Genomic DNA, 17,837 nt, shown 5'->3' with positions numbered 1-17,837 from the left:
TTGATGATCAACGCACGTTTGCTGCAACGCATGGTTGACGCGTCCCAAGACGGCATTGTGGTAGCCGAGCTTGAAGGGGACGACACCATCCTGATTTACGCGAACAAAGCCTTTGAAACACTCACGGGGTACAGCAGTGACGAGGTTTTGTACCAGGATTGCCGGTTTTTGCAGGCCGGTGATCGGGACCAGGTCGCGCTGCAAGTGATCCGCGATGCCATGGCCCGTGGCGAGCCGGTCCGTCAGCGGCTGCGCAATTACCGCAAAGATGGCACGCACTTCTGGAACGAGCTGTCGATCACCCCGGTTTTCAACGAAAGCGATCAGCTGACGTATTTCATTGGCGTGCAGAAGGATGTCTCTCAACAAGTAAAAGCTGAGCAGCGTGTAGCGCAACTGGAAGCCGAGTTAGCGGCGGTCCGGCAGGAACTGCAAACCCTCAAGGCGACGAGCGGTATCAACAAAATGTAGAATCGATGGTCTGTTGTAAACAGTTACAACTTTTTAATGGCCCGCTTCTGAGTTTCACCATGTCACACGACGCCCTTCTGACTCAGGACGAGTTGGATTTCATTCAAAACATGCATCAAAACCCGCTGCTCAATCAGCGGGATGCGTCGTCGAGCCTGACGCTCAACGGTGTTGCACAAATTCGCGATCTGCTCACGCGCCTGGCCGCCCATGAGCAAGTGACGCTGCAGGCTCAAATCGCCAATCAGCAAATGAGTTTCCCGCTGCGTCTGGTTGAAGATGAATTCCATGCGCAGCACTTGCAATTGGGGGCGCCGAGCATTTTTGAAGAGGGGCCGCTGATTCGCCCGTGGCGTTTCACGCTCGCTGAACCGGTTGCATTGGAGAATATTCGCGGGCGCAGTGGCCAACTGTGGGTCAGTGAGGTGTCGTTCAAGGGCATGCTGATTGATGTGCGCAATGACAGTCGCCCGCCACGCCAGTTTTGCCAATGGTTCAGCCCCACCGGCTATGAGCGCATTGCCGTGCGCGGCACGCTGGAGCGCAAGACCGAGCTGGGGCAATACGCTTACCGTTTAAGCCAGCGCGATGCAGGTGAAACAGAACGCCTGCGCCAGTTCATCCTGCAACAGCATCGTCTCGCCCATCCCGCCTTGCATGCCTAGCCTCAGGCGCCTTTGAGATACGCATCCAGTCGTTGACTCATCACGCCGGGTTCACACCCCAGACAACCGATGGATGAGTCCAGCAAATGGTCGTGTGCCAACTCGCACGCTTCACCCGCCAGCCACACCGCGCAACTCACGCCGTGTACCACACGCAATAAACGCTCGATCCGCGAAGGGCTCAGCGCACGTGTACCCAACAGGACCAGGGCCTGGGGATTGACCTTTTCGCAAATCAACGACAGTTCATTCAGCGGCTGCCCGACAGCCAACACGCGGATCGCCCGGTCACTGCGCGCCAGCAACAAGCCTGTCACCCGTAATTGCAGCTCATGGCACAGCTCTGGCAAACCCACCAGCACGACACACTGCGCATGCTCGGTTGCGCCTTGCATGTTCAGACGTTGCAGCACACGGCCGCGCAGAAAACTGTCGAGCAGCAGCCACTCGCTGGTACGACCAAACTCGTCTTGCTGACGCAACAAAAGCTGCCAAAGCGGCATAAACACATCGTTGAACACAATCTGCGGCGGATAGCTGGAAAAAATCTGCCCGTAGAGTCGCTCTAACTCGCGCTCATCAAAGGCACTGAGCGCCTCACTGATGCGTGATTGCCACTGCGCGTATTCATCCGCCTGCGGGGTGGACTCAGGGCGGTCAACCTCGGCCCGACGGGCCAGCAACTCACCCACTTTGCTGACAGCAACGCCCCGTTCAATCCAGCCTTGAACCTGACGCACTGTCTCAATATCGGTCATGGAATACAGCCGATGCCCACTTTCGGTGCGTTTTGGCTCGATCAAGCCATAACGTCGCTCCCAGGCACGCAGCGTGACCGGGTTAATGCCGGTCAGGCGGGCGACCTCGCGGATCGGGTAAAGACCTTCGATGTCTGGCTCGGCCGCAGGCAAGACTGCAGGCGCACGATCAATAATCACGGGCATGGAATGGGCCACGTTCACGGTAAAGAAGCGAGTCTAACGCGCATTCACGGCTGTTCAAAATGGCGTGTGACCCGGATTTGGGAACAATCCTTGCTTGATGGCCTTGCAGCCCACCATCCCGGCGCTGCCCTTAATGCCTGCCCTACCCGGGCCGCATCCGTTTGATGGAGATACACAATGTCTACCTCCCCAGTCACCTTGATGGTTGCACGCCGTGTCGCCCAAGGGCGTTATCAGGAACTGATCGCGTGGCTACACGAAGGCGAACAATTGGCCACGGACTTCCCCGGTTATCTGGGGTCGGGCGTACTGGCCCCGCCGCCCGGCGACGACGAATTCCAAATCATTTTCCGCTTTGTCGACGAAGCAACCCTAAACGCGTGGGAACATTCTGTTTCGCGCAAATCCTGGTTGCTGCGCGGCAGCGATCTGTTTGCCCATCCCCACGAGCACCGCGTCAAAGGCATCGATGGCTGGTTTGGCGCAGCCGGGCAACGTCCGCCCCGCTGGAAGCAAGCGATCGCCATCTGGCTCGCCTTTTTCCCGGTATCGCTGCTGTTCAACGTTGTGCTGAGCCCGTGGCTGGGCGAGCTGGGGCTGGTGACTCGCGTGTTGGTCAGCACATTGGCCCTGACGCCGTTGATGGTGTATTGGTTTATTCCGCTGTCGACCCACCTGCTGGCGGGCTGGCTGCACAGCACGCCTGAGAAACGCCTGCGCACCGCCGCCGCACCGCAGAGCCGCTGAGTCGCCCCCTCAAAACAGGAGAGTCCGCCCGGGCATGGCCGTGGTCCAGTGGACGCTGGTATAGTTTTGCCATTACGCCGCTGCACTCTCCTGTTCTTCTGACCCGAGCCTGCCATGCCTTCTCACTCTGCCCCCATTTTGATCACGGGCGCTGGCCAGCGCATTGGCCTGCACTGCGCGCAGCAATTACTGGCCGACGGTTACGACGTCATCTTCAGCTACCGCACTGAAAAACCCGGCGTGCAGACGCTAAGGGATCTGGGGGCGACGGCACTTCAGGCGGATTTTTCGACCGAGCACGGCATCCTCGGGTTTATCGAACAACTCAAACAGCACACCGACACCCTGCGTGCCATCGTGCATAACGCTTCGGCCTGGCTTCCCGAAAAAACTGACACACAAACCAGTGATTTCACGCAGATGTTCAGCGTCCACATGCTTGCGCCCTACCTGATCAACCTGCATTGCAGTGAACTGCTGGAGCGCTCTAATCCGGCGGACATCGTGCATATCAGCGACGATGTCACGCGCAAGGGCAGCAGCAAGCACATAGCCTATTGCGCGACCAAAGCCGGTCTCGACAGCCTGACCGTGTCATTCGCGGCTAAACTGGCGCCACGCATCAAAGTCAACGGCATCGCACCGGCGCTGTTGATGTTCAACCCGGACGACGACGCGGCATACCGTACAAAGGCGCTGGCCAAATCTGCGCTGGGCATAGAACCCGGCCCGCAGGTCATCTACCAAAGCTTGCGTTATCTGCTGGACAACCCCTACGTCACCGGCACCACCCTGACCGTTAACGGCGGTCGGCATCTTAAATAAGCCGTCCGCGAGGAAGTATTTTCATGAGCACATCGTTGCCTGAGCATTACCGCGAGATCCTGGTGGGTCTCGGTGAAAACCCTGACCGCGAAGGCTTGCTCGACACCCCGAAACGCGCCGCCAAGGCGATGCAATACCTGTGTCACGGCTATGGCCAGAGCCTTGAGGAAATCGTCAACGGTGCCCTTTTCGCCTCTGACAGCGATGAGATGGTGATCGTCGCCGACATCGAGCTGTACTCGTTGTGTGAACACCACTTGCTGCCCTTCATCGGCAAGGCCCACGTGGCGTATATCCCGACCGGCAAGGTGCTCGGCCTGTCGAAAGTCGCCCGCATCGTCGACATGTTCGCCAGGCGCCTGCAGATTCAGGAAAACCTGACGCGGGAAATCGCCGATGCCATTCAAAGCATCACCCAGGCAGCGGGCGTGGCGGTGGTCATTGAAGCCAAGCACATGTGCATGATGATGCGCGGCGTCGAAAAACAGAATTCCACCATGAACACGTCGGTCATGCTAGGCGCGTTTCGTGAACCGAGCACCCGCATGGAGTTCTTGCAACTGATTGGACGGAGCAAGCCGTAATGCCACAACTTCAGCCAGGAATGGCCCGTATTCGCGTCAAAGACCTGTGCCTGCGCACCTTCATCGGGATCAATGAAGACGAAATCCGCAACAAACAGGATGTGTTGATCAACCTCACCATCCTGTACGCGGCGCAAGAGGCCGTGCGCGATAACGACATCGATCACGCGCTCAACTACCGCACCATCACCAAGGCGGTGATTGCCCACGTTGAAGAAAACCGCTTCGCCCTGCTGGAGCGGCTGACCCAGGAATTACTGGATCTGGTGATGGCCAATACGGCGGTGTTGTATGCCGAGGTCGAAGTCGACAAACCGCACGCCCTGCGTTTTGCCGAATCGGTATCGATCACCCTGGCCGCCAGCCGCTAAGCTGCCCTGCCCTTACGCCCGGAGCCCAACATGACTGACCAGCAACGCCTTGAACTCGAAGCCGCCGCCTTTCGCCGCCTCGTCGCCCACCTCGACAGCCGCAAGGACGTGCAAAACATTGACCTGATGAACCTGTCGGGGTTTTGCCGCAATTGCCTGTCCAAGTGGTATAAGGCCGCGGCCGATGAGCGCCAGATCGAGCTGAGCCTCGATGACGCCCGTGAAGTGGTTTACGGCATGCCCTACGCCGAGTGGAAAGCCCAGTACCAGAAAGAAGCCTCTGCCGAACAGGCGGCGGCGTTTGCCCAAGGAAAAAAGCATGACTGACCTGAACACCCTGCGCGCCAGCCTGAACAGCGGCGAACACGTTTTTGCCGATACCCTGGCGTTCATCGCCGAGCACTACGATTACCAGCCGCAGGCATTCACCAACGGCGACGTGGAAAACGCGGCCGGGCAAAACGAGGGTTCGTGCAAAACAGTGGGGCTGGCGTTGCTCGAAGGCTTGAGCGATCAGGAGACTTTGCTGGCGTTTGGCGAGCATTACCGATCAGTCCTGGCGACCCCCGAGGGCAGCGATCACGGCAACATTCGCGCGCTGATCGCTCACGGTCTGGCCGGGGTGAAATTCACCGCCCGGCCACTGACGCGCAAGGCTTAAATCGGGCCGACTGACGCGAAGTACTGCGCCAGGCCGCTGTAACACGTGGCCAGGTGATAGGGCGTTGTTGACGGCATGTCGGCGCGGCTGACATGCCCTTGCGGATCCAGGCACTCGTACCAGCCCCCGTGGTGCAAGAAATGCTGCTGCATCGCCTGCAACTGGCGTGGCAGACGCTCAAGGCAATTCTTGCGCAATGTCAGCGCCCGCACATACTCGGCCTGTGCCCAGATTCGCTGAGTACCATCTCGCAATTGGCCATCACTGCCCAACATGCCGCACACCGCGCCTGTCTGCGCATCCACCCCGACCTGTTCGGCATAACTGAACGCGCGATCCAGCGAGCCGTGCAGCGCCGTGGTGCGCAGCAACGTCGACGAGTGCAGCAGGAAATACCATTCGAATTGATGCCCGGGCTCGAACCAGTTGTCTGCCGCGCCACGGGGTTTTTCCAGCATCACACCGTGCTCGGGGGCGATAAAACGTGTTTGCATGCCCTCGGCCAGCGCCAGCAATGCACGGCGGGTGGGCGCATCGTCACGCACCGAGAGCGTGGCCAGAAACCCCTCGGCCAGGTGCATCAACGGATTTTGCAGTGGCCCGCTGCCCAGCGAGGACCAGTCCCGGTCCAGGCTGGCTTCGTACAACCCTTCGCCATCGCTGAACCGCTCGGCCACGACCTGTAGCGCGGCATTGAGCACCGATTCAACCAGCGGCTCACGCACCTTGGCCCAGTAATGAGCACAGGCAAAAATGATGAACGCATGGGTGTAGAGGTCTTTGCGCTGATCCTGCGGCGCGCCGTGCGGGTCGATGCTGTAGAACCAGCCCCCGTGCTCGGCGTCATGAAAGTGCTGCTGCAACGAGCGAAACAGCGCCGCTGCCCGCTCGGCCGCGCCCGGGAAGGCCGGGTCACCGATCAGGCTGGCGAACACATACAACTGGCGGGCGCAGGCCATGGCGCGGTAACGCTGAGGCGCCAGGGGTTGATGGGCGGCGCTCAACGCTTCATAGGGCAACGCCAGTTCGGCATTCCAGCCGGGGCCTTGCCACAACGGCACGATGACCTGACGAAAATGCTGCTGCACGGCCGCAAACCGGGCAATCAGTTCGGAAGGAAAAACAGGGCTGGTTACATCGGGCATCGGCAGGATTCGTCACGGCTGGGGCGTTTGCGCGACATGATACACCCAAAGTTCGCTGACACCGATGAGGGTGTTTACCGCTCGGCGCAGGGACAGAAAACGGCGTGCCAGCGCTGTTTTGGCAAAACAGGCCAATTTGCGCAGAAAGCTGCGCAGCGACTTTCGGATAAGCCCCGACCTCAAGGCTACAGCCCGCGCAAACAACGCCTTCTGGCATATCGGGCAACAACTTGCGCAGCATTGCGCAACAACTTGCGCACATTCACGGACATACAACACCGGGATCCACCGGGCTTGCGGCGCAAAGTGCCGGTTTACAAGGGCGGCGGGGAGGCTGGCATAAGTCTTGAGTGAGGCTGACTTTTAACCGTCGCGGGCGTCACACCTGCGGGAGCCTCAGACATGGCCAATAGCATCCCTCGCCGAAACCCCAACAACATCAACCGAAGCCGACTGGACGCCAAGGTCGCGCTCGGCGTATGTCCGCTTAGCAAGCCCACCCTGCAACTGGTGCCACTGCGCTACGGTTTGGTAGACAACCCGGCGCTGGACCCGGCCACTGCCCTGTCCATGCCGTACCGCCTGAGCAGCCGCCCGCTCGGGATACGTTTGCCCCGTGACGGCTGGCTGTATGTGATCGACAGTGCCACAGGCGAATTATCCGAATACCGGTTGCTTGACGGCCTGCTCACGCAGTTGCTGCTAAAAAGCACAACCGTCACAGAAGACGAGCGGCAGACGTCAATCGGCCCGCCTCATTTAATTGTGTCCAGGCACAGCACCTTGTATGTCACGTATGCCGAGACGCAGTGGACAGCCAGAAAATGCCAGCAAGTACTCAACTCGGCCGAAGAACGCACTCATTTTATGCAAGCGGTGCATCCCGGCCTGACGAACTGCCAAACAGGCGGTACGCACTTGCTGACCCCGCAAATGGCCGAGCAATGGCTGGCCGAAGTGGCCACTGAATATGTGGACTATCACCAGCAGCACCTTGACCAGACCGCGACGCTGGCCGAACACGCGGCTTTTGCCGAACGCCAGCGCCAGTTGGCCGCAACCCCTGAACACGAGCGCCAGCCTTATCTGTGGGAACAGCCCCGACGCTTCCAACAGGTATCCATGGGCACCCTGGCCAGCAGCGTGGCGCCGGAGTACCACCATGACATTCTCTATTTAGTACTGGATGACACCCTGGGCGTTTTACGTGACTTGGCCAATTATCAGGATGAAGTCGTAGGCTGGGTCACTGACTGGGCCAACGGTGGCGCGCAAAAGGGTCACAACGAGCGGAATTACCTATTGGGGTGTTACATCGAGTCCCTCACCTGGTTGGCCGAGTCGGACTGGCAAACATTCGCGGCCACCCTCGATGACCCGGCCATCCAGGCACTGCTGGAGGATTTCAAAAAACTGCCTGAGCCTGAGCGCGCGGTGACGGGCAAAGCGCTGCACGAGTACCTCAATCGTGGCGGACTGATGACGCCGTCCCCCAAAACATCGACTCCAACAGACCTTGAAGCCCTGAGGCGTGAGGCTGAGATGGAGGCAGCGCTGTATCAAGCGTATGTGCCAGACCTACAATTGCTCGCGGTCCGAGCCGTTGAAGATATCGATCGCTGTTATTACACGCGAGCGCATTTTCGCGTAGCACCTGCTGCGTTTGTCGAGGCCCATTTCGACGCGTTGATAACCCTGGGTAAACAACGCAGCCGTGATACCCAAGACATCCTGTTTGGCGCACGGTTCGGCCAGCGGGGCGTGAACGAACTCATCGACCGCCCCGCCATGGATCGCGAGCTGCAGGCACATCGTGACGGGCTTGAGCGCTGGAACCGTGTGCTGGACAGCATCACCGCTGACCGGGTGGCCCTGATAACCCGCGGCGCCTTTCACAACGCCGCCTGGTACTTCGATGCCCAACAGGCGGGGCAAGTGGGTCACGCGTTCTCGCTTGAATACGCCTGCCTGAAAGATATTTGCCGCAGCGATGAAGCGTGCGACCAATTGCTGGCCTACCTCGAAGGCAACCCGCAATTCGTTCTCCGGTTGTACTACACCCTGCCCATTAGCGAACAAACGGCGTTGTGGGTTCAATACGCCTTTTTACTTGCCAGCAGCGTGGCCGTGTACAACAACTTGCCCGAGCAACTGGCGCGTCTGGACACCCTGGAACGCGGTCGCCTGCCAGCGCTGGACGAGCTACCGGAAAGCACGCGCAACGTGGCCCATGCCGCACAACACGCCTGGAGCCCGGCCCTGAACCGCGGGCTGGAATCCCTGGTTGCCCGTTTTGACGGCATTGTCAAAGGCAACACCATGCCGGACCTCGACCAATTGTTTCGCGACCTGCCCCAGGCATTGACCCTGCGCATTTTACAGGCGGCCAAAACGGAAGGCGCAACCTTTCACTTTGCCACCCCGGCCGAGCGGGACAGCCTGCGCGAAACCCTGAAAGAGGTGCTGGACCAGCGCGAAAGGCTGTTGAAACTCAAGCATAAGCGTCAGCAGGTCAACCGCGTTGACGGCCATCGCTCGCTCAAATCCCAACAGCTACTGCACGAAATCAACACCCTGCGCGGGCAACTGACCCAAGGAGAGGCCCGACTGGCCGCCAGCATCAGCCCCATCCCGGAACTGCCCGACGAACATGTCAGGCTCTTCGGCTCGGCACCCGGGCGTGCAGGCATGACCGTCATTTTCGCCCCGGAAGGCCATCGCCAAGTCGCAAGTTTAATGAGCAACTTTAAAGAAGGCATTCGCCGTGCGCCGGTGATGAATGTGCTGGGGGACGGGGCGGCGCTGTTGTTGTTTTTCACGCAGTTGGTGAACTTTCTTCAGGTGACTAAAGAGGCAATGGGTGTTGCTCGGAAAGATCGTAAGTTTATGCCACTTATAAGCTCTCTGGCAGCGACCGGTGCAAGTGGCTTTGCTGCTGCTCAAGGGATTTTTGATACCGCACTGAAAGCTCAAATTGAAAACTTGAAAGCCGGTTTAAGAATGACCTCTGCAAGTCACTTACAAGTAAATTTGGGAAAGTTTCATGCTGGTTTGGGCACTTGGACGTATATTTTTGGCCTTATCTCAGCAGTAATTAGTTACAGGACTTACCAAGGCAATTGGGTAGAAGCCGTACGAAGCGGTAACCGAGACGCTCAAAACGGTGCCGTGATACAGCTAATCAGCGCCAGCGGATTAGGCGCCACTAATGCATATGGTCTCTTTAACAGTGTTGGCTCGATACTCGACGCATCTAGGGCAACTAAAGGCCCAGCCCGAGCGGCCGCTTGGATAACATCCGGAGCTCGCCTTTCTCATGTGTTTTACCGCTTCAGTCTTGTAGGAGGACTATTCACCCTGCTTGAGCTGGCCGGGACCTGGCTGTTCAACCGCTACAACACCAGCGCTCACGACCAGTGGCTACAAAGCACACCGTGGGGGCTGGAAACAGACAAACGAAAAAACCTCAGCCTCGCCGGCTTTCAAAGTCACCTTCAAGCGTTGCTGCAAGCGCCCTTTGTTCAGGTCGAGCGCCGCCCGGAACGCTCGTATTCGGCAGGCTGGTTCCCGGCCACTCACGTCGGGGAGATCACCATCAATCTGCCGGGTTTAAGCCTGCAAGACTTTGAAGCGCCGTTAGGTGGGCAGCCTCATCATGGGTTAAAGGTCGGGGCCCGGCGTTTTATCACGGTATTGGACGGGGGCAGACGCCCCAAAAAGTACGCGCAAGAACTCAGTGAACCGGTACAGGCCGGGCTGTTTCGTGTGGAAACCGGCGCACAGAATACGCCGGGGCTAAGGTTAAACCTGAGCTATCCGAATCCTCCTGAACGCATTAACGACAAGTTGCATGAAGAGCTGTTACTTGAACTTCAGCTGAAGTCTTTGGATGAACAGGGCCAACCGGTCGTGCGCTCGCACTTTATCCACTTTAACCCCTTTGAGGAAGGCCACTATCCCTCAGCCGCCCATCCGTTACCCTCCCCTGCGCTGACCTTGTTAGCTGTCGACGTTCTGGCATTAAAGGAAATTCCTGATGCGTAAATCCCCAAAAAAACCGCATTTGAGCTCTGTGCCTGAAGCGTTACGCCGGGCAGGTGATATCGAACCTTTCCTGACGGGTCGCAAGACATACCTGGCACCATTACCTCTTCCTACGGATGCCCATCCGTACTGCCCGTATATCAGCGACATCAACGATGTGTATTTAGACTTTGGGGGCGGTAAACCCAATGTGTTCTCGTATCAGTTGTGGCTAGGAGCGCCGTTTTCGAGCTCCTGTTTCGTCGCTTTTGGTTTCCCGATGATTAGCGGCTTTGTAGCAGCACTACTCGACTTTTCTCCCGAGCTGGTCAGGGAACTGATAGAGGACGTTTTCTTCACTAGCTGGCCCATAGCCATAATGAGTTGGCTTTTCTCAACCGCCATCTGCCTTATCGTCTGGCTCAAGGCCCACAAGCTCTTCACCGAAATCATCCCCACCCGCTTCAACCGGCAACGGCGCGAAGTCTGTTTCATGCCCGACGGAGCTACCGAGCCGTTGTTTGTGCCTTGGGAATCACTCTGCGCGTGGGTGATTCAGTCGCACAGCGCCACGCAATACGGCGTCAACCGCCAGTACGGCATGGGCATGGGCTTTGAACATGAGGGGGAATGGATCTGTCAGGAAATCCAGTGTGCCGGGTCGCAACTGGGCATCGCCCATTGGGAGGCCGTGCGCGCTTATATGGCATACGAACTGGATGACTTCAATGCCATTCAGGACCCGCTGGGGCTGCAAGGCCCAAACGATCCGCCCCATGAAGGGCTGCACACCTTCCGCAATGCCCGGGCCGGCCTGCACCGGCGTTTGCGTGAGAAAGAGGTGGGCTGGGTGTACGCATTTTTCTGGTACGTCTACCACGTCATGACCTTCTGGACCCTGCCCAATCGCCTGGTCGAATGGGAAATCAAGCGCATCGACAAAACCGGCCGCCGCGCCCTGCCTCAGGCCATGATCGACTGGTCGCAACCCGTGCCAGTGGAGCAACGGGCCAAGCCCAGCAACACCTTGGTGCGGCTCAGCGCCAAGGTGCGCACCTTGATAAAGCAATACCCGCGGCATGACATCACCGAGATTTTCGCGCACGTGTATCGGGCCGAGCGGCCAGCGTCGGGTGGAAAGGAATAGGGACATGGCCCAAAAAAACATCGCGAAAAAAGACTCGCCTACACCCACTCCGCCACGAGCAGGTGATATCGAACCTTTCCTGACGGGTCGCAAGACATACCTGGCACCGTTACCTCTTCCTACTGATGCCCATCCGTACTGCCCGTATATCAGTGACATCAACGATGTGTATTTAGACTTTGGCGGCGGTAACCCGCAAGTGTTCTCGTACCAGATGTCGTTGGGAGCACCATTTACGTGTGCCTGTATTATCGCTTTTGGTTTCCCGATGATTAGCGGATTTTTGGCAGTCCTGAACGACTTTTCTCCCGATTTGATCAGGGAAGTGATAGAGGACGTTTTCTACTTTAGCTGGCCCATTGCCGTAATGATGTGGCTTTTCACAAGTGCCACGTGCCTTTTCGTCTGGCTCAAGGCCCACAAGCTCTTCACCGAAATCATCCCCACACGCTTCAACCGGCAACGGCGCGAAGTCTGTTTTACGCCCGAAGGGGAAACGGAGCCGTTGTTTGTGCCTTGGGAATCACTCTGCGCGTGGGTGATTCAGTCGCACAGTGCCACGCAATACGGCGCCACCCGCCAGTACGGCATGGGCATGGGGTTTGAACATAAGGGCGAATGGTTATGCATGGAATTCCAGTGTGCGGGATCGCAACTGGGCATCGCCCATTGGGAAGCCGTGCGCGCTTATATGGCATACGAACTGGATGACTTCAATGCCATTCAGGACCCGCAGGGGTTGCAAGGCCCAAACGATCCGCCCCATGAAGGGCTGCATACTTTCCGCAATGCCCGGGCCGGCCTGCACCGGCGTTTGCGTGAGAAAGAGGTGGGCTGGGTGTACGCATTTTTCTGGTACGTCTACCACGTCATGACCTTCTGGACCCTGCCCAATCGCCTGGTCGAGTGGGAAATCAAGCGCATCGACAAAACCGGCCGCCGCGCTCTGCCTCAGGTCATGATCGACTGGTCGCAACCCGTGCCAGTGGAGCAACGGGCCAAGCCCAGCAACACCTTGGTGCGGCTCAGCGCCAAGGTGCGCACCCTGAGAAAGCAATACCCGCGGCATGACATCACCGAGATTTTCGCTGCGGTCTATCGCGCCGAGCGGCCAGCGTCGGGTGGAAAGGAATAGGGACATGGCCAAAAAACACATAGCGAAAAAAGACTCGCCTACACCCACTCCGCCACGAGCAGGTGATATCGAACCTTTCCTGACGGGTCGCAAGACATACCTGGCACCGTTACCTCTTCCTACAGATGCCCATCCGTACTGCCCGTATATCAGTGACATCAACGATGTGTATTTAGACTTTGGGGGCGGTAACCCCAACGTGTTCTCGTATCAAACATGGTTGGGAGCTCCATTTACGTGCGCCTGTATCGTCGCTTTTGGTTTCCCGGTGATTAGCGGATTTTTGGCAGTCCTGAACGACTTTTCTCCCGATTTGATCAGGGAAGTGATAGAGGACGTTTTCTACTTTAGCTGGCCCATAGCCATAATGATGTGGCTTTTCATGACTGCCATGTGTCTCTACGTCTGGCTCAAAGCCCATAAACACTTCACCGAAGTCATCCCTACCCGCTTCAATCGGCAACGACGCGAAGTCTGTTTTACGCTCGCAGGGGATAACGAGCCATTGTTTGTACCTTGGGAATCACTCTGCGCATGGGTGATTGAGTCGCACAGTGCCACGCAATACGGCGCCACTCGCCAGTACGGCATGGGCATGGGTTTTGAACATGAGGGTGAATGGGTCACTCTGGAATTCCAGTGTGCAGGGTCGCAACTGGGCATCGCCCATTGGGAGGCCGTGCGCGCTTATATGGCATACGAACTGGATGACCTCAAGGCCATGCAAGACCCGCTGGGGCTGCAAGGCCCAAACGATCCGCCCCATGAAGGACTGCACACTTTCCGTAATGCCCGGGCCGGCCTGCACCGGCGTTTGCGTGAGAAAGAAGTGGGCTGGGTGTACGCATTTTTCTGGTACGTCTACCACGTCATGACCTTCTGGACCCTGCCCAATCGCCTGGTCGAGTGGGAAATCAAACGCATCGACAAAACCGGCCGCCGCGCCCTGCCTCAGGCCATGATCGACTGGTCGCAACCCCTACCCGTGGAGCAACGGGCCAAGCCCAGCAACACCTTGGTGCGGCTCAGCGCCAAGGTGCGCACCCTGAGAAAGCAATACCCGCGGCATGACATCACCGAGATTTTCGCTGCGGTGTATCGGGCCGAGCGGCAGGCGTCGGACAACACATGAACGATTGGTCTTAACGGGTACAACCAAAAATGCCCGCATCGTGAGAGGCGGGCATTGATGTAAACCGGGCAGCGGGGATTAAAGCCCCACTGAGCCCTGTCGTTCAGGCGGCTATCAGAACTCGGCGTTCTGCAGGCCGTCCAGGTAGCGCTCGGTGTCCAGTGCTGCCATGCAGCCCGCACCGGCCGATGTGATGGCCTGGCGGTACACATGGTCCGCCACGTCGCCGGCCGCAAACACACCTTCGATGCTGGTCGCGGTGGCGTTGCCTTCGCGGCCGCCCTGCACAACCATGTAGCCATCCTTGAGTGCCAGCTGACCTTCGAACAACGCGGTGTTCGGGGTGTGGCCAATGGCGATGAACACGCCGTCGACCTTGATTTCATCAAAGCTGCCATCGTTGTTTTTCAGGCGCGCGCCGGTCACACCCATGTTGTCGCCCAGCACTTCGTCCAGGGTCGCGTTCAGTTTGAGTTCGATCTTGCCTTCGGCCACACGGGCGTTGAGCTTGTCGATCAGGATCTTCTCGGCGCGGAAGGTTTCACGACGGTGGATCAGTATCACCTTGCTGGCGATATTGGCCAGGTACAGCGCTTCTTCCACAGCGGTGTTACCACCGCCCACCACGGCGACCGGCTTGTTGCGGTAGAAGAAACCATCGCAGGTCGCACACGCCGAAACGCCTTTGCCCATGAACGCCTCTTCGGACGGCAGGCCCAGATAACGGGCGCTGGCGCCGGTGGCGATGATCAGGGCGTCACAGGTGAACGTGCCGCTGTCGCCTTTGAGGGTGAACGGTTTGTTCTTGAGGTCCACTTCGTTGATGTGGTCGAACACGATCTCGGTTTCGAAACGCTCGGCGTGTTCGCGCATACGCTCCATCAACGCCGGGCCGGTCAGGCCGTGAACATCACCTGGCCAGTTATCGACTTCGGTGGTCGTGGTCAATTGACCGCCCGCCTGCATGCCCGTAATCAGCAGTGGCTTGAGGTTGGCGCGGGCCGCATAGACAGCAGCGCTGTAACCGGCAGGGCCGGAACCCAGAATAATCACTCGCGAATGACGTACTTCAGACATGACTCACTCCTATGACCGCCCGCATCACACCGGGTCGGAACGCCGCTAGAACGGCTGGAATAAAAAGGGATCGCGAAGGTATACAGGCTAGACCTGAAACGCGTCGATCCTGAAAAATTGTGGGTGCAGCGTATCGAGGTGGCAGAGATTAAGGAAATACGGTTTAACAATCCAGCTCATAGCAGGTCTCAATGAGATCGCCGGCGTCCTCAAGGCGCCTTTGTAACAGTTATTGTCGATCCCGAACCAAGGCTTTCGCGGCGTCTATAAAGCCGCTAAGGTCGCCCGGTTTCCCACTGCCCGGAGCCCACTATGCCCGCCCCTGTTCTTTCTGGCCCGCAGTACTTGCGCGAAGGCCTCACGCTGGTACTTAGCCCTGGCCTGCGCGTGTTTGTGCTGTTGCCCCTGCTGATCAATCTGCTGCTGTTCGTCGGCCTGATCTATTTTGCCGGCCATCAGTTCAGCCTCTGGGTCGATACGTTGATGCCCTCGCTGCCCGACTGGCTGAGTTTTCTCAATTACGTGCTCTGGCCGTTGTTCGTGGTGCTGGTGGCGCTGATGGTGTTTTTTACTTTCACCCTGCTGGCGAACATTATTGCCGCCCCGTTCAATGGTTTTTTGTCTGAAAAAGTCGAAGTCGTGGTGCGCGGCAGCGATGATTTTCCGGCCTTCAGTTGGGGCGAACTGATCGCCATGGTGCCGCGTACGCTGGCCCGTGAAATGCGCAAATTGGGGTATTTCCTGCCTCGCGCCCTGGCGTTGATGGTCCTGTCGTTTATCCCGGTGTTGAACCTGATCGCCGCGCCCCTGTGGTTGGTATTCGGGATCTGGATGATGGCCATCCAATACATCGACTACCCGGCGGACAACCACAAGCTGGGCTGGAACGAGATGCTGGCCTGGCTGCGTGAAAAGCGCTGGCAGAGCATGAGTTTTGGCGGGATTGTTTACCTGGTGTTGTTGATCCCGGTGGTCAACCTGCTGATGATGCCCGCCGCCGTGGCCGGCGCCACGCTGTTCTGGGTGCGTGAACGCGGGGAAGATGCGCTCCAGAGCCGCTGACAGATTCATCAATCCATCATCACCGTGAAACATCGACGTCATGGCTCCACCCGACACTGGAGTCATGACCACTGCCCTTCGCATCGCCCTCATCACTGAAACCTTCCCACCCGAAATCAACGGCGTGGCCCATACCCTTGGCCATCTGTATGAAGGGCTACGGGCGCTGAATCACCACGTAGAGCTGATACGCCCGCGGCAACACGTGGACGGCACTCAGCGCAGCAATGAGCATTTGATGCTGTGCCGCGGCTGGCCAATCCCTCGCTACCCCGGCTTGCAATGGGGCATGACCTCTACCCGGCGCTTGAGCAAACGCTGGCAGCTACAGCGGCCGGACGTGGTGTACATCGCCACGGAAGGGCCGTTGGGCCTGTGTGCGTTGCGGGTAGCCAGGCGTTTGGGAATTGCCGTGGTCAGCGGTTTTCACACCAACTTCCAGCAGTACACCCATCCGTACGGCTGGGGTTTCATCACGCGTGCCCTGACTCATTATTTACGCTGGTTTCATAACCGTTGTGCGCTGACGCTGGTGCCCAGCACCAGCCAGCGTCTTGAGCTGGAGCGCAGGCACTTTGAGCGTCTGCACCTGCTTAGTCGGGGGGTCGACAGCCGACGCTTCAACCCGTCCAGGCGCCAACAGGCCTTGCGTCAAAGCTGGGGGCTGCGTGAGGACGACATCGCGTTGCTGCACGTGGGACGGCTGGCCCCGGAAAAGAATCTTGACGCGCTCAAGCGGGGTTTGCAGGCATTGGAAGCGCGATACCCTTCGCGACGTTTCAAATTGATCATCGTCGGAGACGGTCCCAAACGGGCTCACCTCGAAGCGTCGCTGCCCGAAGCGATCTTTTGTGGCATGCAGTGCGGGGAGGCGCTGGCCGAACATTACGCCAGTGGGGATGTGTTTTTGTTTCCGAGCATGACCGAAACCTTTGGCAACGTCGTACTCGAAGCCCTGGCATCGGGGCTGGGCGTGGTGGCGTATGACGAAGCCGCTGCGGGCTTGCACATCCGCCAGGGCTATAACGGCGTGCTGGCCATGACCGGGGATGAACATGCGTGGACGCAAGCCGCGTGCTGGCTGCTGGAAAACCCGGAAACCCTGCGTACGGTGCGCCTGAATGCGCGCCAGCATGCCAGCCGTCAGGGCTGGCCCGCCATCATCAGGCAGTTTGAGGGGTTGCTGTACAGCGCGTGTCACGGCCAGACCGGCACCCAGGCGGTGCCGGTTCCCGTCGCGGTGAAAAAGCCTTAAGCCAGCGCTTTTTCAATCGCCTGAATAACCGTGGGGTCATCCGGTGGCGTACGCGGGGAAAACCGCGCCAACACCCGACCGTCCTTGCCCATCAGGAATTTTTCGAAGTTCCAGGTGATCTCGCCCGGGAACTCGGCGCCTTCGCCTGCCAGCAAGCGATAGAGCTGGTGACGTTCCGGGCCATTGACGTCAAGCTTGCTGCTCATCGGGAAAGTCACCCCGTAGTTCAGGCTGCAGAACGCCTGAATGTCTTCCCCGGTGCCCGGCTCCTGCCCGGCAAACTGATTGCAGGGCACGCCCAGCACACTGAAGCCTTGCTCGTGGTATTGCTGATACAGGTTTTCCAGCGCTGCGTACTGGGGCGTCAAGCCGCACTTGGAAGCCACGTTCACCACCAGCACGACGCGGCCCTTAAGGCCGGCCAGGGGCAATTCATTGCCGTCGAGGGCGTCCAGGGTAAGGTCGTGAAAAGCACTCATGACGGACTCCAAAATCTCGGGATCGGGTTCAGGCAATCGCTCCGGATGCCGATCGCCGTAGGCTGTACAGATGAAAAAAGGCGCCCGCAGGCGCCCTTCTCTGGCTCGCTCAAC

The 17,837-nt window shown here is 58.5% G+C and carries 18 protein-coding genes; 14 read left to right on the top strand and 4 right to left on the bottom strand.

The window, feature by feature from the left end; genetic code table 11:
• Positions 1-3: 3 nt before the first annotated feature.
• On the top strand, positions 4-471 hold the full coding sequence (locus V6F78_RS19065) for a PAS domain-containing protein (RefSeq protein ID WP_047292324.1): 468 nt from the start codon (positions 4-6) through the stop codon (positions 469-471).
• A 59-nt stretch (positions 472-530) separates the two neighbouring features.
• Entirely contained in the window at positions 531-1,136 is a 606-nt protein-coding gene (locus V6F78_RS19060) for a hypothetical protein (protein WP_047292322.1), read from the top strand.
• Positions 1,137-1,138: 2 nt separating this feature from the next.
• Here V6F78_RS19060 and V6F78_RS19055 read toward each other — a convergent pair whose 3' ends face one another.
• Complete coding sequence (locus V6F78_RS19055) at positions 1,139-2,080, bottom strand: MerR family transcriptional regulator (RefSeq protein ID WP_047292320.1); 942 nt, start codon at positions 2,078-2,080, stop codon at positions 1,139-1,141.
• 177 nt (positions 2,081-2,257) lie between these two features.
• On the opposite strand from V6F78_RS19055, the gene V6F78_RS19050 reads away from it, so the two are divergent.
• The 6 genes from V6F78_RS19050 to V6F78_RS19025 all read left to right on the top strand — a co-directional run bounded on the left by V6F78_RS19050 (position 2,258) and on the right by V6F78_RS19025 (position 5,268).
• On the top strand, positions 2,258-2,827 hold the full coding sequence (locus V6F78_RS19050; RefSeq protein ID WP_094990535.1) for an antibiotic biosynthesis monooxygenase: 570 nt from the start codon (positions 2,258-2,260) through the stop codon (positions 2,825-2,827).
• A gap of 114 nt (positions 2,828-2,941) precedes the next feature.
• Positions 2,942-3,652, top strand: a complete 711-nt coding sequence (folM, locus tag V6F78_RS19045; protein ID WP_070414302.1) for a dihydromonapterin reductase — start codon at positions 2,942-2,944, stop codon at positions 3,650-3,652.
• Between the two features lie 23 nt (positions 3,653-3,675).
• Positions 3,676-4,236, top strand: a complete 561-nt coding sequence (gene folE, locus V6F78_RS19040) for a GTP cyclohydrolase I FolE (protein WP_047292315.1) — start codon at positions 3,676-3,678, stop codon at positions 4,234-4,236.
• Positions 4,236-4,607, top strand: a complete 372-nt coding sequence (folX, locus tag V6F78_RS19035; protein WP_047273396.1) for a dihydroneopterin triphosphate 2'-epimerase — start codon at positions 4,236-4,238, stop codon at positions 4,605-4,607. Before folE ends, folX begins: the two co-directional genes overlap by 1 nt.
• A 30-nt stretch (positions 4,608-4,637) precedes the next feature.
• Positions 4,638-4,934, top strand: a complete 297-nt coding sequence (locus V6F78_RS19030; RefSeq protein WP_047273395.1) for a DUF1244 domain-containing protein — start codon at positions 4,638-4,640, stop codon at positions 4,932-4,934.
• Positions 4,927-5,268 carry a HopJ type III effector protein gene (locus V6F78_RS19025; RefSeq protein WP_047275461.1) on the top strand — a complete coding sequence of 114 codons (342 nt, stop codon included), beginning with the start codon at positions 4,927-4,929 and terminating at the stop codon, positions 5,266-5,268. The genes V6F78_RS19030 and V6F78_RS19025 overlap by 8 nt, the downstream gene beginning before the upstream one ends.
• On the opposite strand, the gene V6F78_RS19020 is transcribed toward V6F78_RS19025, so the two are convergent.
• Complete coding sequence (locus V6F78_RS19020) at positions 5,265-6,413, bottom strand: AGE family epimerase/isomerase (RefSeq protein WP_332728006.1); 1,149 nt, start codon at positions 6,411-6,413, stop codon at positions 5,265-5,267. The genes V6F78_RS19025 and V6F78_RS19020 overlap by 4 nt on opposite strands.
• A 402-nt stretch (positions 6,414-6,815) precedes the next feature.
• On the opposite strand from V6F78_RS19020, the gene V6F78_RS19015 reads away from it, so the two are divergent.
• The 4 genes from V6F78_RS19015 (at position 6,816) to V6F78_RS19000 (ending at position 13,850) form a co-directional block, all read left to right on the top strand.
• Complete coding sequence (locus V6F78_RS19015; protein ID WP_332728005.1) at positions 6,816-10,457, top strand: toxin VasX; 3,642 nt, start codon at positions 6,816-6,818, stop codon at positions 10,455-10,457.
• Between the two features lie 358 nt (positions 10,458-10,815).
• Positions 10,816-11,583 carry a hypothetical protein gene (locus V6F78_RS19010; RefSeq protein ID WP_332728004.1) on the top strand — a complete coding sequence of 256 codons (768 nt, stop codon included), beginning with the start codon at positions 10,816-10,818 and terminating at the stop codon, positions 11,581-11,583.
• 4 nt (positions 11,584-11,587) lie between these two features.
• Positions 11,588-12,718: a hypothetical protein gene (locus tag V6F78_RS19005; RefSeq protein WP_332728003.1), complete on the top strand. Its 1,131-nt coding sequence runs from the start codon at positions 11,588-11,590 to the stop codon at positions 12,716-12,718.
• Positions 12,719-13,100: 382 nt separating this feature from the next.
• The gene (locus tag V6F78_RS19000; RefSeq protein WP_332728002.1) at positions 13,101-13,850 is read left to right on the top strand and encodes a hypothetical protein; all 750 of its coding nucleotides are present in this window, start codon (positions 13,101-13,103) and stop codon (positions 13,848-13,850) included.
• 114 nt (positions 13,851-13,964) lie between these two features.
• Here the strand turns inward: V6F78_RS19000 and trxB are convergent, their stop codons facing one another.
• On the bottom strand, positions 13,965-14,927 hold the full coding sequence (gene trxB, locus V6F78_RS18995) for a thioredoxin-disulfide reductase (RefSeq protein ID WP_047292308.1): 963 nt from the start codon (positions 14,925-14,927) through the stop codon (positions 13,965-13,967).
• Positions 14,928-15,239: 312 nt separating this feature from the next.
• Here trxB and cysZ point away from each other — a divergent pair, with 312 nt between their 5' ends.
• A complete protein-coding gene (cysZ, locus tag V6F78_RS18990) occupies positions 15,240-15,989 on the top strand; it encodes a sulfate transporter CysZ (protein ID WP_047292307.1) in 750 nt (249 codons plus the stop codon).
• Between the two features lie 40 nt (positions 15,990-16,029).
• A complete protein-coding gene (locus tag V6F78_RS18985) occupies positions 16,030-17,244 on the top strand; it encodes a glycosyltransferase family 4 protein (RefSeq protein ID WP_094990538.1) in 1,215 nt (404 codons plus the stop codon).
• Here the strand turns inward: V6F78_RS18985 and V6F78_RS18980 are convergent.
• A complete protein-coding gene (locus tag V6F78_RS18980) occupies positions 17,241-17,723 on the bottom strand; it encodes a glutathione peroxidase (protein ID WP_047282081.1) in 483 nt (160 codons plus the stop codon). The genes V6F78_RS18985 and V6F78_RS18980 overlap by 4 nt on opposite strands.
• Positions 17,724-17,837: the final 114 nt, after the last annotated feature.

The sequence above is a fragment of the Pseudomonas sp. ESBL9 genome (assembly GCF_036668715.1).
GTDB lineage: Bacteria > Pseudomonadota > Gammaproteobacteria > Pseudomonadales > Pseudomonadaceae > Aquipseudomonas > Aquipseudomonas lundensis.
The sequence above is the reverse complement of the archived record's forward strand: the minus strand, read 5'-3'. Positions and strand labels throughout refer to the sequence as shown.

What these genes read in the sequence shown, in the direction of transcription:
- V6F78_RS19050 (WP_094990535.1), top strand. Translation starts at nt 2,258, where the DNA reads ATGTCTACCTCCCCAGTCACCTTGATGGTTGCACGCCGTGTCGCCCAA.
- V6F78_RS19065 (WP_047292324.1), top strand. Translation starts at nt 4, where the DNA reads ATGATCAACGCACGTTTGCTGCAACGCATGGTTGACGCGTCCCAAGAC.
- folM (WP_070414302.1), top strand. Translation starts at nt 2,942, where the DNA reads ATGCCTTCTCACTCTGCCCCCATTTTGATCACGGGCGCTGGCCAGCGC.
- V6F78_RS19015 (WP_332728005.1), top strand. Translation starts at nt 6,816, where the DNA reads ATGGCCAATAGCATCCCTCGCCGAAACCCCAACAACATCAACCGAAGC.
- folE (WP_047292315.1), top strand. Translation starts at nt 3,676, where the DNA reads ATGAGCACATCGTTGCCTGAGCATTACCGCGAGATCCTGGTGGGTCTC.
- V6F78_RS19025 (WP_047275461.1), top strand. Translation starts at nt 4,927, where the DNA reads ATGACTGACCTGAACACCCTGCGCGCCAGCCTGAACAGCGGCGAACAC.
- V6F78_RS19030 (WP_047273395.1), top strand. Translation starts at nt 4,638, where the DNA reads ATGACTGACCAGCAACGCCTTGAACTCGAAGCCGCCGCCTTTCGCCGC.
- V6F78_RS19055 (WP_047292320.1), bottom strand. Translation starts at nt 2,080, where the DNA reads ATGCCCGTGATTATTGATCGTGCGCCTGCAGTCTTGCCTGCGGCCGAG.
- V6F78_RS18980 (WP_047282081.1), bottom strand. Translation starts at nt 17,723, where the DNA reads ATGAGTGCTTTTCACGACCTTACCCTGGACGCCCTCGACGGCAATGAA.
- V6F78_RS19000 (WP_332728002.1), top strand. Translation starts at nt 13,101, where the DNA reads ATGACTGCCATGTGTCTCTACGTCTGGCTCAAAGCCCATAAACACTTC.
- V6F78_RS19020 (WP_332728006.1), bottom strand. Translation starts at nt 6,413, where the DNA reads ATGCCCGATGTAACCAGCCCTGTTTTTCCTTCCGAACTGATTGCCCGG.
- V6F78_RS19005 (WP_332728003.1), top strand. Translation starts at nt 11,588, where the DNA reads ATGGCCCAAAAAAACATCGCGAAAAAAGACTCGCCTACACCCACTCCG.
- V6F78_RS18985 (WP_094990538.1), top strand. Translation starts at nt 16,030, where the DNA reads ATGGCTCCACCCGACACTGGAGTCATGACCACTGCCCTTCGCATCGCC.
- V6F78_RS19060 (WP_047292322.1), top strand. Translation starts at nt 531, where the DNA reads ATGTCACACGACGCCCTTCTGACTCAGGACGAGTTGGATTTCATTCAA.
- cysZ (WP_047292307.1), top strand. Translation starts at nt 15,240, where the DNA reads ATGCCCGCCCCTGTTCTTTCTGGCCCGCAGTACTTGCGCGAAGGCCTC.
- folX (WP_047273396.1), top strand. Translation starts at nt 4,236, where the DNA reads ATGCCACAACTTCAGCCAGGAATGGCCCGTATTCGCGTCAAAGACCTG.
- V6F78_RS19010 (WP_332728004.1), top strand. Translation starts at nt 10,816, where the DNA reads ATGAGTTGGCTTTTCTCAACCGCCATCTGCCTTATCGTCTGGCTCAAG.
- trxB (WP_047292308.1), bottom strand. Translation starts at nt 14,927, where the DNA reads ATGTCTGAAGTACGTCATTCGCGAGTGATTATTCTGGGTTCCGGCCCT.